Source organism: Streptomyces sp. NPDC042201 (assembly GCF_055582185.1).
In genome coordinates, this window is the sequence record NZ_JBVJDS010000001.1 from 455576 (window position 1) to 470768 (window position 15193).

Annotated in this window: 15 protein-coding genes; 10 read left to right on the forward strand and 5 right to left on the reverse strand. The window is 70.9% G+C overall.

Annotated features, from left to right (window positions below; all coding sequences use genetic code 11):
* Positions 1 to 77 precede the first annotated feature (77 nt).
* The 3 genes from ACZ6MZ_RS02010 (at position 78) to ACZ6MZ_RS02020 (ending at position 3194) form a co-directional block, all read left to right on the forward strand.
* On the forward strand, positions 78 to 2483 hold the full coding sequence (locus ACZ6MZ_RS02010) for an ATP-binding cassette domain-containing protein (protein ID WP_469349217.1): 2406 nt from the start codon (positions 78 to 80) through the stop codon (positions 2481 to 2483).
* 115 nt (positions 2484 to 2598) lie between these two features.
* A complete protein-coding gene (locus tag ACZ6MZ_RS02015) occupies positions 2599 to 2892 on the forward strand; it encodes a hypothetical protein (protein ID WP_469349218.1) in 294 nt (97 codons plus the stop codon).
* Positions 2889 to 3194 (forward strand): hypothetical protein, encoded by a 306-nt coding sequence (locus tag ACZ6MZ_RS02020; RefSeq protein WP_469349220.1) that lies wholly within the window; start codon positions 2889 to 2891, stop codon positions 3192 to 3194. Before ACZ6MZ_RS02015 ends, ACZ6MZ_RS02020 begins: the two co-directional genes overlap by 4 nt.
* A 52-nt stretch (positions 3195 to 3246) precedes the next feature.
* Here ACZ6MZ_RS02020 and ACZ6MZ_RS02025 read toward each other — a convergent pair whose 3' ends face one another.
* From ACZ6MZ_RS02025 to ACZ6MZ_RS02035, 3 genes are read right to left on the reverse strand one after another with little or no spacing between them, the layout of a single operon-like run.
* A complete protein-coding gene (locus tag ACZ6MZ_RS02025; protein ID WP_384179142.1) occupies positions 3247 to 3612 on the reverse strand; it encodes a hypothetical protein in 366 nt (121 codons plus the stop codon).
* A complete protein-coding gene (locus tag ACZ6MZ_RS02030) occupies positions 3609 to 3947 on the reverse strand; it encodes a hypothetical protein (RefSeq protein ID WP_384328637.1) in 339 nt (112 codons plus the stop codon). Before ACZ6MZ_RS02030 ends, ACZ6MZ_RS02025 begins: the two co-directional genes overlap by 4 nt.
* A complete protein-coding gene (locus tag ACZ6MZ_RS02035) occupies positions 3947 to 4474 on the reverse strand; it encodes a DUF5994 family protein (protein WP_469349221.1) in 528 nt (175 codons plus the stop codon). Before ACZ6MZ_RS02035 ends, ACZ6MZ_RS02030 begins: the two co-directional genes overlap by 1 nt.
* A 218-nt stretch (positions 4475 to 4692) precedes the next feature.
* On the opposite strand from ACZ6MZ_RS02035, the gene ACZ6MZ_RS02040 reads away from it, so the two are divergent.
* From ACZ6MZ_RS02040 to ACZ6MZ_RS02070, 7 genes are all read left to right on the forward strand, one after another.
* Positions 4693 to 5628: an aminoglycoside phosphotransferase family protein gene (locus ACZ6MZ_RS02040; RefSeq protein WP_469349222.1), complete on the forward strand. Its 936-nt coding sequence runs from the start codon at positions 4693 to 4695 to the stop codon at positions 5626 to 5628.
* Between the two features lie 230 nt (positions 5629 to 5858).
* Complete coding sequence (locus ACZ6MZ_RS02045; RefSeq protein WP_389782267.1) at positions 5859 to 6422, forward strand: DUF5994 family protein; 564 nt, start codon at positions 5859 to 5861, stop codon at positions 6420 to 6422.
* A gap of 179 nt (positions 6423 to 6601) precedes the next feature.
* On the forward strand, positions 6602 to 6733 hold the full coding sequence (locus ACZ6MZ_RS02050; RefSeq protein WP_384179152.1) for a hypothetical protein: 132 nt from the start codon (positions 6602 to 6604) through the stop codon (positions 6731 to 6733).
* Positions 6734 to 6735: 2 nt separating this feature from the next.
* Positions 6736 to 6897, forward strand: coding sequence for a hypothetical protein (locus ACZ6MZ_RS02055; RefSeq protein WP_469349223.1), 162 nt, complete (start codon positions 6736 to 6738; stop codon positions 6895 to 6897).
* 30 nt (positions 6898 to 6927) lie between these two features.
* Positions 6928 to 8358: a diaminobutyrate--2-oxoglutarate transaminase gene (locus tag ACZ6MZ_RS02060; RefSeq protein ID WP_469349225.1), complete on the forward strand. Its 1431-nt coding sequence runs from the start codon at positions 6928 to 6930 to the stop codon at positions 8356 to 8358.
* Complete coding sequence (locus ACZ6MZ_RS02065; RefSeq protein WP_469349227.1) at positions 8355 to 9941, forward strand: pyridoxal phosphate-dependent decarboxylase family protein; 1587 nt, start codon at positions 8355 to 8357, stop codon at positions 9939 to 9941. Before ACZ6MZ_RS02060 ends, ACZ6MZ_RS02065 begins: the two co-directional genes overlap by 4 nt.
* Before the next feature lie 312 nt (positions 9942 to 10253).
* Complete coding sequence (locus ACZ6MZ_RS02070) at positions 10254 to 11633, forward strand: lysine N(6)-hydroxylase/L-ornithine N(5)-oxygenase family protein (RefSeq protein ID WP_469349228.1); 1380 nt, start codon at positions 10254 to 10256, stop codon at positions 11631 to 11633.
* Between the two features lie 128 nt (positions 11634 to 11761).
* Here ACZ6MZ_RS02070 and ACZ6MZ_RS02075 read toward each other — a convergent pair whose 3' ends face one another.
* Positions 11762 to 12739 (reverse strand): ABC transporter substrate-binding protein, encoded by a 978-nt coding sequence (locus ACZ6MZ_RS02075; protein WP_469349230.1) that lies wholly within the window; start codon positions 12737 to 12739, stop codon positions 11762 to 11764.
* A gap of 1601 nt (positions 12740 to 14340) precedes the next feature.
* Positions 14341 to 15147, reverse strand: coding sequence for a nucleotidyltransferase domain-containing protein (locus ACZ6MZ_RS02080; RefSeq protein ID WP_469349231.1), 807 nt, complete (start codon positions 15145 to 15147; stop codon positions 14341 to 14343).
* Between the last annotated feature and the right edge of the window lie 46 nt (positions 15148 to 15193).

Sequence of the window (15193 nt, forward strand, 5' to 3'; positions counted from 1 at the left end):
AAACGCGTGCAATCAAGCTTTCCCAGTGCTTCGTCGCCGGCGACGACCACGACCAGGCGCTCTCAGATGGAGACACGATGAACAGGCCCACGAGGACGGACACGCCGTCGCCCGCGTCGCACGCTGCCGACCGCCACGATCTGATCCGCGTGCACGGCACGCGCGTGAACAACCTCAAGGACGTCAGCGTCGAGATCCCGAAGCGCCGGCTGACGGTGTTCACCGGTGTCTCCGGCTCGGGCAAGAGCTCGCTGGTCTTCAACACGATCGCCGCCGAGTCGCAGCGGCTGATCAACGAGACGTACAGCGCCTTCGTGCAGGGCTTCATGCCGACGCTGGCGCGGCCCGAGGTCGACGTACTCGAAGGGCTGACGACCGCGATCATCGTCGACCAGCAGCGGATGGCCGCCGACGCCCGCTCCACGGTCGGCACCGCCACCGACGCCAACGCGATGCTGCGCATCCTCTTCAGCCGGCTCGGGCAGCCGCACATCGGCTCGCCCAACGCGTTCGCCTTCAACGTCCCCTCGGTCCGGGCGAGCGGCGCGATCACGATCGAACGCGGCGCCGGCAAGACCGTGAAACAGACCTTCACCCGCACCGGCGGCATGTGTCCGCGCTGCGAGGGCCGGGGCACGGTCTCCGACATCGACCTCACCCAGCTCTTCGACGACTCCAAGTCGATCGCCGAGGGCGCCATCACCATCCCCGGCTACAAGGTGGACGGCTGGTGGACCGTGGGGATCTACATCGAGTCGGGCTTCCTCGACCCGGACAAGCCGATCCGCGACTACACCGAGACCGAGCTGTACGACTTCCTCCACAAGGAACCGGTCAAGGTGAAGGTCAACGGCGTCAACCTCACCTATGAGGGGCTGATCCCCAAGGTGCAGAAGTCGATGCTGTCCAAGGACCGGGAGGCGCTGCAGCCGCATATCCGGGCGTTCGTGGACCGGGCGGTCACCTTCACCGCCTGTCCCGAGTGCGGCGGCACCCGGCTCAGCGAGGCGGCCCGGTCGTCGCGGGTCGACGGGATCAGCATCGCCGACGCCTGCGCGATGCAGATCAGCGACCTGGCCGAATGGGTCCGCGGTCTCGACGAACCGTCGGTGGCGCCGCTGCTCTCCACGCTGCGACAGACCCTCGACTCCTTCGCGGAGATCGGTCTCGGCTACCTCTCGCTCGACCGGCCGTCGGGCACGCTGTCGGGCGGCGAGGCGCAGCGCGTCAAGATGATCCGCCACCTCGGCTCCTCGCTGACCGATGTCACCTATGTCTTCGACGAGCCCACCACGGGCCTGCACCCCCATGACATCCAGCGGATGAACGCCCTGCTGCTGCGGCTGCGGGACAAGGGCAACACGGTGCTCGTCGTGGAGCACAAGCCGGAGACGATCGCTATCGCCGACCACGTCGTCGACCTCGGCCCCGGCGCCGGTACGGCGGGCGGCACCGTCTGCTTCGAGGGCACCGTCGAGGGGCTGCGGGCCGGCGGCACCCTCACCGGCCGCCATTTCGACGACCGGGCCGTCCTCAAGGAGACGGTGCGGACGCCCACCGGCACGCTGGAGATCCGGGGCGCCACCGCGAACAACCTGCGCGACGTCGATGTCGACATCCCGCTCGGGGTGCTGGCCGTCGTCACCGGCGTCGCCGGTTCCGGCAAGAGCTCGCTCGTACACGGGTCACTGCCCCACCAGCCGGGGGCCGCCGGCGCGGGTGTGGTGTCGATCGACCAGGGCGCGATCCGCGGCTCGCGACGGAGCAACCCGGCGACGTACACCGGGCTGCTCGACCCGATCCGCAAGGCGTTCGCGAAGGTCAACGGCGTGAAGCCGGCGCTGTTCAGCGCCAACTCCGAGGGCGCCTGCCCCAATTGCAACGGCGCCGGTGTCGTCTTCACCGACCTGGCGATGATGGCCGGTGTCGCCAGCGTCTGCGAGGAGTGCGAGGGGAAGCGGTTCCAGGCAGCGGTGCTGGACCATCACCTCGGCGGCCGCGACATCAGCGAGGTGCTCGCGATGTCGGTGACCGAGGCCGAGGAGTTCTTCGGCGCGGGCGAGGCACGCACGCCGGCCGCGCACCGCATCCTCGACCGGCTCGCCGACGTCGGGCTCGGCTACCTCAGCCTCGGCCAGCCGCTCACCACGCTGTCCGGCGGCGAGCGGCAGCGGCTCAAGCTGGCCACCCACATGACCGACAAGGGCGGCGTCTACATCCTCGACGAGCCGACCACCGGCCTTCACCTCGCCGACGTCGAGCAGCTGCTCGGCCTGCTCGACCGGCTCGTCGACTCCGGCAAGTCGGTCATCGTCATCGAGCACCACCAGGCGGTCATGGCGCACGCCGACTGGATCATCGACCTCGGCCCCGGGGCCGGTCACGACGGCGGCCGGATCGTCTTCGAGGGCACCCCCACCGACCTCGTCGCCGCCCGCTCCACCCTCACCGGCGAGCACCTCGCGGCCTACGTCGGCACCTGACCGAGGCCCGTGTCCTGGTCCCAACTGAGGCCGGGGCCAGGGACGTTCGTGAGGAACCGCCGTCGGCGCCCGAGGCGTCTCCTGGTCATAGCGATTCCGATCGGGGGGAACCTTCATGCAGCGACGTCTCAGGTCTACGGCAGGTCTGGCACTGGTGATGACGGCCGCACTTGTGGCCTTGTCCGGGTGTTCGAAGGACTACAGCGACGAGCGCGGCAAGGGCGACGCTCCCGTCAAGGGCAAGCAGGGCGACAGCTCTCCCGCCGAGGTGTTCAACTTCCCCGACGGGTTCGGCAACATCGCCACCAAGTGCGTGGGCCATGGCAACCGGGCGTACGTCACGACGAATGCCACCGGCCCGTCCAACGTGCAGATAGTCCAGGACAGCACCTGCGGAGGGGGAGAGTGAGGCGGAAGGCCCTCGCCGCCGCTGTGCTTCTCTCCCTCGCGCTTACGGTCGGCTGCTCCCAGCAGCACTATGAGGAGCGGGGCAAGGCCGACTCACCGGTGAGTGGACGCAAGGGGGAGGACACCGCCGCCGAGGTCTACAACTTTCCCGACGGCTTCGGCAACCTCGCCACCAAATGCGTCGGCAAGGGCAAGCGCGGCTACGCCACCACGCGCTCCGACCAGAGCACCGACGACGAGGTGATCATCATCCCGGCCAACGCGGTCATTGTGGACGACCCGCGGTGCACGGCCGGTTCCTGACCATCGCCGTACGTGGCGTCGTCACCGTACGCCGGGCCGCTCGCGTCGTCCGTCAGATCTCGTCGTCGTGCAGCAGGGCCGAGCCCTGGCGCAGACCGCGGTTCGGGTTCGGCGACGCGGACGGGTGGCCGATATCCACGGTGAGGTGCAGCCTGGTCCCGCCCCGCCGCCGGTCGGCGGGGTAGCTGCGCGGCTCGGTGGCGGCGAAGACGGTACGGAGGACATCCGCGACGAGCTGCGCCGTGTCCGGGGACGCGGCGATGACGCGTACCTCCGCGAGATCCGGCGGCGGCAGGGTCCGTACGGACAGCCTCTTCGGCGCCACACGGGACGACGGCACCGAGTCCGCCGACGGTACGCGGTCCGACGGTGCGCGGTCGCCGGAGGGGAGATCCGAGCGGGAGCGCGAGCGCGTCATGGGCGCTCGCCCTGCCCCGCACCGGTCCCGGTCCCCGCTTCTGCCGCCGTCCGGGTTCCCGTATCGGTCCCCGTACCGGTTCCAGTTCCGCCGTGGCCTCTGCCCCGGCCCCGGATCCGCAGATGCTGCCGGAAGTGGCCGCGTCCCCAGGTCCGGTGATCATGGGGATCGCCGCGGTCACTGCGACGGACCACGCGGTTCCGCGGATCCCAGAGGGTCTTGCCGAAGGTGTACGTGGCCATGCGCCGCCGGTGCTGTCCGTTGACCAGGTGGATCAGCAGGACTCCCACCGCGATCATGCCCAGGATCACCACCACGCTGATCCAGCCGCCCATCACACGTTCGCCTCCTTCACTTCTCCCGTCTCGTCGGCCTCGCCGGCTTCCTCCACCAGGGCTTCCCGTGCCACCAGAGCGCTCGCGGTCAACAGGTTCCTCGGGTCGGCCGCCGCCTTCATCAGCCGGGCGGCCGCCGCCGCCGACGTCTCGGGCGGGATCACCAGCAGATCCCAGCGGCCCACCGAGTAGGAGAGCAGGATTACCTTGTGCGGGTCCTGCTCCGCCGCGAACCAGCCCACGTGCAGCACGCGGGCCGCCAACTGCACCTTGCGCGGAACCACCGGCCAGTGGGCGGGGTTCACCAGGGCCCGGGTGATCCGGCCCCAGGTGTCGTCCATGGCCGCCACCAGCGGGGGAAGTTCGAGCGCGAGATCACGGGACCTGGGCCACCAGGCGCCGTCCAGCGCCCCCGAACTCCGGCCTCCCGGCGCCAGCGTCAGCCGGACCGGCCGCGCCGACTCGTCAGGCTGTGCCGGGATCTTCCCCGCTTCTGATGCTGCTGCGAGGTCGAGAGTGGTCGTCATATGACTGACCCGCCTCCGGGCGCGTGTTTAGCCGCCCGGGTGTCGTGAGAATCCGGGAACGACACCGGCATGGAAGCGGGTGTACGAAATGCCCTCGGTTACTCCAGCCTACTCCGAAGCTGTCGGTGGCGTAGGGGCGTGCGCGGGCCCGGAAACGCGTGTACGGGCCCGGAAAAAACCAGTTGCCACACGAGGGCGTTGCCCGGAGGCTGGGTCGGGTGAGCGAGGACGAACACCGTGGATTCGATGATCAACCGGCTGCGCCGGCCTTCCCGACGATTGACGCGGCACTGGCCCGGCGATTGATCGACGCGCAGTTCCCGCAGTGGGCCGATCTCCCCGTGGGATCCGTCGCGGTCGGCGGAGTGGACAACCGGACCTTTCATCTCGGCGACGCCATGACGGTGCGGCTGCCCAGCGGCCCGGGGTACGACGGGCAGGTCGACAAGGAACAGCGGTGGCTGCCGTCCCTCGCCGCCCATCTGCCGCTCCCCATCCCCGCCCCTGTGGCGAAGGGGGTGCCCGGCGAGGGCTACCCCCTCAACTGGTCCGTCTACCGGTGGATCAAGGGGGAGACCGCGAGTGACGAGTCCATCGGCGACCTGACCGAGTTCGCCACCGACCTGGCCGGCTTCCTCGTAGCCCTGCAGCGGATCGACCCGGCCGACGGACCGCCGCCCGCGGGGCACGCCGGCTTCCGTGGCGGGCCGCTGACGACGTACGACGACGAGACCCGGCGCACGATCGAGGCGCTGGGCGACCGGATCGCGGGCGAGGCGGCGACCGAGGCGTGGGAGACGGCCCTCCGGGCCACCTGGAACGACAAGCCGGTCTGGTTCCATGGCGATATCGCCTCCGGGAACCTGCTGGTCAGGGACGGGCGGTTGGCCGCTGTCATCGATTTCGGCTGCTCGGGCGTCGGCGATCCCGCGTGTGACACGGTCATCGCGTGGACGCTCCTGTCGGGCGAGAGCCGGCACGCGTTCCGGGACGCGCTGTCCGTCGATCCCGCGACCTGGGCGCGTGGCCGCGGCTGGGCGCTGTGGAAGGCCCTCATCACCTACGCCGAGGGTCTCGACGGCGACCCGGGCAAGGCAGCCGCGGCGAAGCGGGTCCTCGACGAGGTCCTCCGCGAGTGCGGGCAGCCGGCCTGAAGCCGAGTGCGGGCAGCCGGCCTGACGCTCCTCCGGCCGGGCCGTGGAGGGAGCGGGTGCCGGCAGTAGGCTGGAAGAGGCACGAGAACCACGCATAACCATCCGAACTCCTTGCGCTCCTCGCGCGAGCACCACCCGAGGTCTCTCGTACGCCGGTAGTCGCATCGACGTCGCCCCGGACGATCAGCGGGCCCCGCTTCCACAGGACGTCCGCGGACGGGCGGCACGTCATGACGGCCGACTCCTCTTCCACCCACACTTCTTCCACCCACACGTCCACCCATCCGTTTTCCGTACTCACCGCGCATCCCGCGGGGCTGCTGCCGGACACCCTGCACCGCCGGGTGGCGCCGGGGACGGTGCTGCTGCGGCTACGGACCACCTCGGCCCGTGAGGGCCCGCTCGACGGCGCCTGGTGGCCGCACTCCCGGGAGACGGAGGTCGAACTCCCCGCCCTGGTCACGGCCCTGACGGAGCATCTCGGTCCGCTGACCCGGATCGGCCTCGACACGGTCGCCTGGGACGAAGCCCCGGGGCGGCTGATCATTGACGGCCGTGCGGTCCGTATCGACTGGTCGCCGACCGGCGACGACACGGTGCTCGTCACCCGTGGTGAGAACGATCACTTCGCGCTGCTCGTCGTGCCGCCCCGGGCGACCCGGGACGCCGCACGTGAGGCGATGGCGAAGGCCGTACTCGCGGGCAACAGCACGGAAGCGCGACAGATCCTCATCGACACCGGCATCAACCCCGAGCGCGCGGAACGGCGGGCCAAGTGGCACCCGCGTCCGTGAACACGTAATGGCCCCATGGTCGTTGTAGTGAGGGGCGGTAGGAAATGTTCCGCGGCCGTTCTGGCGCGTTTGGCGTTCGCACCGGAAATCATTTGGTTAGGCTCACCTAAGTATCTGGCCGGATCCGATGAGCCGGATCCGATGAGGTTGTCGACCGCTCTATCCATTCAGGGGGGATCATGCCGACACCCAACGCCGTCCTCACCGCCGCACTGGAGGGGGACGAGGTGGCCGGCTTCCGCTACGGCTGCACGCTGCCCGAGGACTCCCTGTGGTGGGACGGCCTGACGCCCGACCGGGGACCGGAGTAGCCGTGTCCGTCCGGTTTCCGCCCTCCGTCGCGCCGCGGTTCGGCGAACTGGCCGCGGAGATACAGTCCTCGGCCGGCGTGAAGGCCGTCCTCGAAGCCGGCCGGTTCCTTGTCGCGGACCACGCCTTTCTCGGCCACCCTGTCGCCGAGCGCCCTCTGCTCTGAGCCTCCCTCCTCATACTCCGGAGCCGCTTCATGACCGTGCCCCCCATTACCCTGCCCGCGCACGCGCGGTCCGCCGTGGACGCGACCGCCGACGCCGAAGGCATCCTGCGCCGGCAGCGTGCCAGGGAGTCCTCGGCACGCACCTACGCCCGTTCGTTCCCGATCGTCCCGGCCCGCGCCAAGGGCATGACGATCGAGGGGACGGACGGCCGCCGCTACCTCGACTGCCTCTCCGGGGCCGGGACGCTGGCACTTGGGCACAACCACCCCGTCGTGCTGGAGGCCGTGCGCCGCACGATGGACAGCGGGGCGCCGCTGCATGTCCTCGACCTGGCGACGCCGGAGAAGGACGACTTCACCGACGCGCTCTTCGCGACGCTCCCGAAGCCCTTCGCCGACCGCGCCAGGATCCACTTCTGCGGTCCCGCGGGCACGGACGCGGTGGAGGCGGCGCTGAAGCTGATGCAGACCGCGACCGGGCGGCGCGGCACGCTCGCGTTCACCGGCGCGTACCACGGCATGACCGCGGGCGCGCTGGCGGCGACCGGCAGTGTCGCGATCAGGGAGCAGGTCGCGGGGAGCGGGTCCGAGGTGACCCGGCTGCCCTATCCGTACGCGTACCGCTGCCCGTTCGGGGTCGGCGGCGAGCGGGGCGCCGAGCTGTCCGCGACGTACACCGAGCGGCTGCTCGACGATCCGTCGGGCGGGGTTGTACGGCCCGCCGCGATGATCCTCGAAGCGGTGCAGGGCGAGGGCGGCGCGGTGCCCGCGCCGGACGGCTGGCTGCGTGCGATGCGGCGGATCACCCGTGAGCGGGAGATCCCGCTGATCGTGGACGAGGTGCAGACGGGTGTCGGGCGCACCGGTGCGTTCTGGGCCATCGAGCACAGCGGGATCGTGCCGGACGCGATCGTGATGTCGAAGGCGATCGGCGGCAGTCTGCCGCTGGCCGTGATCGTCTACGACCAGGACTACGACGGGTGGCTGCCCGGCGCCCACACGGGCACGTTCCGCGGCAACACCCTGGCGATGGCCACGGGTGCGGCGACGCTGCGGTACGTGGCGGGTGAGGGCCTGGTCGAGCGCGCCGCGATTGTCGGCGCGCGGATGACCGCCCGGCTGGAGGGGCTGCGCTCCGAACTGCCGGTGATCGGTGACGTACGGGGCCGCGGCCTGATGATCGGCGTCGAACTGGTCGACCCGGAGGGGCCTTTGGACTCCTGCGGCGCCCACCCGGTCGCGCCGGAGCTGGCGGACCGGGTCCGCTCGGCGTGCCTCGACCGCGGCCTGATCGTCGAGCTGGGCGGCCGCTTCGGCTCCACGCTGCGCCTCCTTCCGCCGCTGGTCATCACGGACGAAGAGGCGGAAGCGGTCCTGGACCGTCTGACGGACGCGATCGTCGAGGCCGCGATCGTCGAGGCCGCGATCGTCGAGGCCGCGGCGGCCGGGCGGCGCTCATGACGACGGAGGCGGAAGCGCTGGTCACGGCGGTGGACGAGGCGCTGCGCGTGGCCGCTCCTCGCGGGATCGATGCCGGCACCGCGCTGTCCGGCGGGGTCGACGGGCCGCAGGCGCTGGAGCCGCTGGTAGCGACCGTCCTGGGCGCGCTCGCCGAGGGCGCCGGGCGGCGTGGCGGGCCCATCGCCGCCGGCCGGCCGGGCGAGACGGCGGCGGCGGTCGCCGAGGTGTTCGGCGGCGCGAGTGCCGTCACCGGCGCCGCCGCGCTCGACCGGCTCACCGTCCTGCTCGCCCAGGGCAGCGCCGATCCGGCCGACGCGTCCTGCGCGGCCCATCTGCACTGCCCGCCCCTCGCCGTCGCGGTCGCGGCCGATCTCGCCGTCTCCGCCCTCAACCCCTCCCAGGACTCCTGGGACCAGGCACCCGCCGCGACCGCCCTGGAGACCCTGCTGCTCCAGGAGCTGGCGCGGCTCGTCGGGTACGACTCCGAGCGGGCCGCGGGGGTGCTCACCTCCGGTGGTACGGAGTCCAATCTGATGGGCCTGATGCTGGCCAGGGACCGCGTGCTCGGCGCGGCGGCCGGGCGGCAGATCGAGCTGGCGGGCGTACCGGGCGCGGGTTCCGGAGCGGGTTCCGGTAGGGGCACCGGCCACGCGGCTCGGCCGCGCATCCTCGCATCCGCCGCCGGGCACTTCTCCGTACAGCGCGCGGCCGCGCTCCTCGGGCTCGGCGAGGACGCGGTGCTGCCGGTTCCCGTCGACCACCAACTGCGCATGGATCCCGAGGCGTTGGCGGCGGCGCTCGACGGCTGCGCCGAGCGCGGGGAACTGCCGCTCGCCATCGTGGCCACGGCGGGAAACACCGACACCGGTGCGATCGACCCGCTGCGCGCGTGCGCGGCGCTCGCCGCCGAGCACGGCGCCTGGCTGCACGTGGACGCCGCGTACGGCGGCGGGGCCCTGCTGTCCGACCGGCTCGCGCCGCTGCTCGACGGCCTCGGACTCGCCGACTCCGTCTCCCTCGACTGGCACAAGCTCGGCTGGCAGCCGGCCGCCGCAGGCATCTTCCTGGTGCGGCACTCGGAGACGTACGCCTCGCTCGCGCGGCGGGCGGTCTATCTCAACCCCGCCGACGACGAGGAGGCCGGTTATCCGAGCCTGCTCGGGCTGTCGCTGCGTACGACGCGCCGCGCCGACGCCTTCAAGATCGCGGTCACGCTGCGGACGCTGGGCCGGGAGGGCCTGGGCCGGCTCGTCGACGCCTGCCGTGAGCTGGCGGAGTCGGGGGCGCGGACCGTACGGGACCATCCGGGGCTGGAGCTGTACTCCGAACCGGTGCTGACGGCCTTCCTGTTCCGCTATCTGCCCGCCGACGAGGCGCGCAGCGACGAGATCAACGCCGAGCTGCGGCGCAGGCTGCTGCGCGAGGGCCGGGCCGTGGTGGGGCGTACGGAACTCCCCGGCGAAGGTCCGGGGCGCGTACGGCTCAAGCTCACCCTGCTCAACCCGCACACCACGCCCGCCGAGGTGGAGCGGCTGCTGCACGCCGTCGTGGCGGCGGGGCGCGCGGAGGAGGACGCGCTGTGACGCGGCCCGTATCGATCCCTGATTCGCCCGACCCGCCGGACCACCCGGACATGCGTCTCGGCGTGCGCGCCGCCCGGGTCGGGTACTACCTGGGCATCGACAGCCTTCTCGGCCTGGTGGGCGCGTTAGGCGCGCTCGGCCTCGCCGACGAGGGTGAGCCGCTGCGCGTCCCGCGCGCCCGTCTGGAGCGGCTGCGTGCCACCCCGTCTACATCGACCTTCCCCATCCCCTCGCGGAGGCCCAGCGGTGACCGAGCACAGCAAGCCCGACGAACGTCACGACTCCACCGGGTCCAGTGGGTCCAGTGGGTCCATGGGGTCCACGGGGTCCGCTGGGGTGTACGACCTGGTCGGCGTCGGCATCGGCCCGTTCAACCTCTCGCTGGCGGCGCTCTCCGACGGCGCTCCCGGTCTGCGCACGCTCTTCCTCGACGCCAAGCCCGCCTTCTCCTGGCACCCGGGGCTGCTGCTGGAAGGGACCGCCCTCCAAGTCCCCTTCCTCGCCGACCTGGTGACGATGGCGGACCCGACCAGCCCCTGGTCGTACCTGAACTATCTGCGGGAGCACGACCGGATGTTCCCGTTCTTCTTCTCGGAGCGCTTCCACATCCCGCGCCGTGAGTACGACCACTACTGCCGCTGGGTCGCCGAACACCTGCCGTCGTGCCGCTTCGACGCGCGCGTCATGGAGCTGGAGTGGGACGAGAGCGCCGACGCGTTCGCCGTCACCCACCGCTCGGCGGGGGGCGCGGTGGCGCGCGTGCTGGCGCGGCGGATCGTGCTGGGTGTCGGCACGCTCCCGGTCGTCCCGGAGCCGCTGCGCCCGCTGTTCGCCCCCGCGCACGCGGGGCGCGTCCTGCACAGCGCCGACTACCGCACGCACCGGGCGCGGCTGGCCGGGCTCGACGATGTCACGGTCGTCGGGGCCGGCCAGTCCGGCGCCGAGGTCGCCCTCGACCTGCTGCGCCACCAGGACGGCGACGGCGTGGGCGGCCCGTACGTCCGCTGGCTGGCCCGTACCCCCGCCTTCGCGCCGATGGAGTACTCCAAGATCGGCCTGGAGCACTTCACGCCCGACTACATCCGCTACTTCCGCGCCCTGCCCGAGGAGCGGCGCGAGCGGCTCGTACGGGAGCAGTGGCAGCTGTACAAGGGCGTGAGCGAGGAGACGCTCGGGGAGATCCACGACGAGCTGTACGAGCGGACGATAGGCGGCACGGAACCGCGCGCCGCGCTTCACCCGGGGGTGGCGATCGTGGGTGTGGAGTCCGACGGGGACGGCTATCTGCTGACGTGCCGGCACACGGAGCAGGACGAGCTGTTCGAGGTGCGTACGTCAGCGATCGTGTCGGCCACCGGGTACGCGGCGGCGCGTCCGGCCTTCCTGGACACCATGGCGGAGCTCGTGGACTGGGACGACAAGGGCCGCTACCAGATCGACGGGGACTACCGGGTCGCCCTCGACCCTCGGGTGTCGGGCGCGCTGTACGTCCAGAACGCCGAGCTGCACACGCACGGTATCGGCGCACCCGACCTCACGCTCGGCGCGTGGCGCGCGGCGACGATTCTCAACGCGGTCGCGGGGCGGACGGTGCTGCGGGTGCCGGAGCGGGCGGCCTGGACGACGTTCGGGGCGCCGGGGGTCACGGCGGCGGGCATGACGGACGCCGTCCCGGCGGTCGTGCACCCGTGACAACAGGGGACGCGCTGGGCGCTTGTGACGGGGCGTACGGCTTCGAGCCTGCCGCACGACCGGGCCCCGCACGGATATCCGTGCGGGGCCCGGTCGTTGTGCCGTAGGTCGCTGTGCCGTACGGGGTCCTACCGGGTGGCGGAGGAGTAGCTCTTCTCCATCGCGTCCAGCACCTGGCCCGCACCGGTGTAGCCGATGCCGAGCATCCACAGGTTGTCGTCGACCTTGAAGGTCATGCCCTTCTTCACCGCGGCGAGGTTCTTCCACAGCGGACCGCCGGTGGTGTCGGTCTCCTTGGCCTTCTTCGGGTCTCCGTAGGTGGAGTAGAAGATGACGTCCGCGTCGGCCTTGTCGATCTGCTCCGGGCTGACGTCGAGGGAGAAGCCGGTGGTGTCCTGGTTGGCGGGCCGGCCGACCTTGAGGTCCGTGAAGATGGACCCGACGAACGTGTCGTTCAGGTAGAGCCGGGTGTCCGCGCCCTCCACGAACCGTACGAAGCCGACCTTGGTCTTCTTCGCCGCCTCGGCTCCGCCCAGCGCCTCGGTCAGCCGGTTGACGTGCGCGTCGTAGTCGGCGACGACCTTCTTCGCCTCGTCCGCCTTGCCGAGGGCGTCGGCGTGCAGGCCGAAGTTCTTGCGCCAGGTCGGCCCGGTGGTGTCGGAGAACACGGTCGGGGCGATCTCGGAGAGCGCCTTGTAGTTCTTCTCGTCGCGGACCTTGCTGCTCAGGATCAGGTCGGGCTTGAGCGCGGCGATGGCTTCGAGGTTGGGCTCGGCGATCAGGCCGACGGGCTCGATGCCCTTGAGCTTGTCCTCGGGCAGGTAGGTGGAGAAGGGCGCCTTGTCGACAACGGTGGTGGCGCCGACCGGGGTTATCCCGAGGGTGACGGCCGAGTCGAGCGAATCCGTGTCCAGCACGACGACCCGCTTGGGGGCGTGCGTGACCTTCACATCACCCATGACCGTCGTGACCGTGTGCGTCGAGGCACCACCGTCGGACGCCTTGTCCACGGGCTCGTCGTTACCGCTGCCGCACGCCGTGAGCGAGACGGCGAACGCGGTGGCGGCGGCAGCCACGGTGATACGGCGAGTGAAGGTTCTGGACACGGTGAGGAGGCCTCCCTGACGGCAGCCCGGACTCTTCCCGGACCTAAGTAAGGCAAACCTATTCGGACGCCGAAGCCGACCCGCTCCGGGGATGGGGTGGGGTTGTCGTCTGCGGGTCAGAACCGAGAGGTACCCGGGGTGGTCCGGGTCGTTCGATGACGGGTGGGGCCGCCCCTTTCTGTGTGAGTGTCGCGGCTCCGGGCCGGGCGTCAAGGGCGCTCCTCCGTCGCGTCGGCTACGCCGATTCCGCTGCGCTCCACCCTTGACCCCCGTCCCTCCACCGCAAGTGAAGGCAGTGGGGGGCGGCCGGGGGGAGGGTTCCCCGGAGGGCTTGGTTCTGGGCCCGGGCCCTTTGCCGTCTTCGGGTCGGTGGTTGGTCTGCGCGGCAGTGGAATGGGGCGGCCCGGCAGGGCTTAGCGACTGACCCTTATCAGCTGTCTGAGGCACAAGCAGGTGTCTGAGCTGGGATTGTCGTCTGCGAGTCAGAAGCTGGCATTCGGGATGGGTCGGGTTGTGTGGTTCGGGTGGGGCCGCCCCTTTCTGTTTGAGTGTCGCGGTTGCGGGTCGGGCGTCAAGGGCGCTCCTGCGTCGCGTCGGCTACGCCGATTCCGCTGCGCTCCACCCTTGACCCCCGTCCCTCCACCGCAAGTGACTCTTTGAGGGGGGGCGGCCGGGGGAGGGGTTCCCCGGGAAGCCAGGATCGCGGCGGATGTCCTCTGCCGTCCTCGGGTCGGTGGGTGTGTGCGCGGCAGTGGAATGGGGCGGCCCGGCTCGGCTAAGCGACCGACCACCGTCCGTGGCCGAGGCACAAGCTGGTGTCTGAGCTGGGTGGGTGGTGGGGTGGGTGTGACCTGGGGGACGGAAGTGGGTCGGTAGAGGCCCCGTTAGTGTCTGGAAGTCCCCTCAATGCACTTCCTGACGCATGGTCGCCTTCCCGGGGCCCCAAATGGCCAGGTATATGGGGCATATCGGGCGCCTGGAGGGGGCTTGCCGCCTCGGTCGGATTTCCACTGCACATGCGGCCCGTCTTCACCCACCGGGCCGGGAGGTGGTGGGCGCGCGGGCGGGGGTGAGAGCGGCGGGTCGACATGATGCCCTGTATATCCCTATTTGCCTGGCCTTTCGGGCCCCTCGCTGATCGGCTATGCGTCAGGGGGTGCGTTAGGCGGGTTCCCGGGCACATGCGAGCCCTCACCGGCCCACTCCCGTCCCTCAGATCACACCCACCCCACCACCCACCCAGCTCAGACACCTGCTTGTGCCTCTGACAGCTGATGAGGGTTTGCCGCTTAGCCGGTGCCGGGCCGCCCCATTCCACTGCTGCGCACACCACCCACCCACCCCAGGACGGCAAAGCGCCCCGACTAATTGCGAACCTTCCCGGGGAACCCTCCCCCGGCCGCCCCCCACTGCCTTCACTTGCGGTGGAGGGGCGGGGGTCAAGGGTGGAGCGGAGCGGAATCGGCGTAGCCGACGCGACGCAGGAGCGCCCTTGATGCCCGGCCCGGAGCCGCGACACTCAAACAGAAAGGGGCGGCCCCACGGTGCTCAACACGACCCGGCCCACCCCGAATACCTCTCGGTCGTGGGCGGGGCGCCCGTCAGGGGCGCGGTGCCTTATCGCCGTGCACGGCTGTGTATTCGGCCGCGAGCCAAGGACCGAGGTCGTCGATGAGCATCCCGAGTACGGCCGGATCGGCCGAGGGTGCGCGGCCGGTGGCTGCGGCGATGCGCATCTGCTCAATGCGCTCGGGGTAGTAGCGGCCGAAGAGTTCGGCGCACTCGTTGAGGTCGCTGGTCCAGCCGCCCCATCGAGGCATGACCAGGGTGAATCCTGTGCGCACGATACGGCGGGCGACGACGCGGCTGAGGTTCTTGTGGTCGGCGTCCGTGACGGCTTCGGCGGCTCGGGTGCGCCAGCGCGGAAGCGCGAGGGCGAGATCGCCGTTCGTTTCGCGGGCGAGCAAGGCTGTTGGGCGGTAGCGGGGTAGTTGTTCCGCGAGGTCGGTGCCGAGGAGGGGTGTGCAGAGGCTGGCAAGGAAGAAGCCGAGATCGTGGCGTTCGAGGTCGCTGAGCACAGTGCGCGTGCCGACCAGCAGGATGCCGACGCCGTCGATCTGGGGGAATGAGTGGTCGAGCGTCGTCTCGATCGTCTTGGCGTCGGTGCGGTCGGCTTCGGTGGGCTCGTCGTGGAGGGCGAGCAGCAGGTCGAGGTCGGAGATGCCGGGAGTGGCGGTGCCACGGGGGATACTGCCGTAGAGGTAGGCACTGTGCAGCCGCGCGCTGCCGAAAGTCCCGGTGATTTGAGCGCGGGTGGCATCGACGACGGGGGCGAATGCTGCCGGAACACGGTCCAGTGCGCCTTCGCGAGTGATCGTTCCGTCGTCGTCCAGCCCTTGCCCGTTCATGGGGTCACTGTGCCGTGTGCTGCTGCGCGCTGCCGAGCGGATTTCC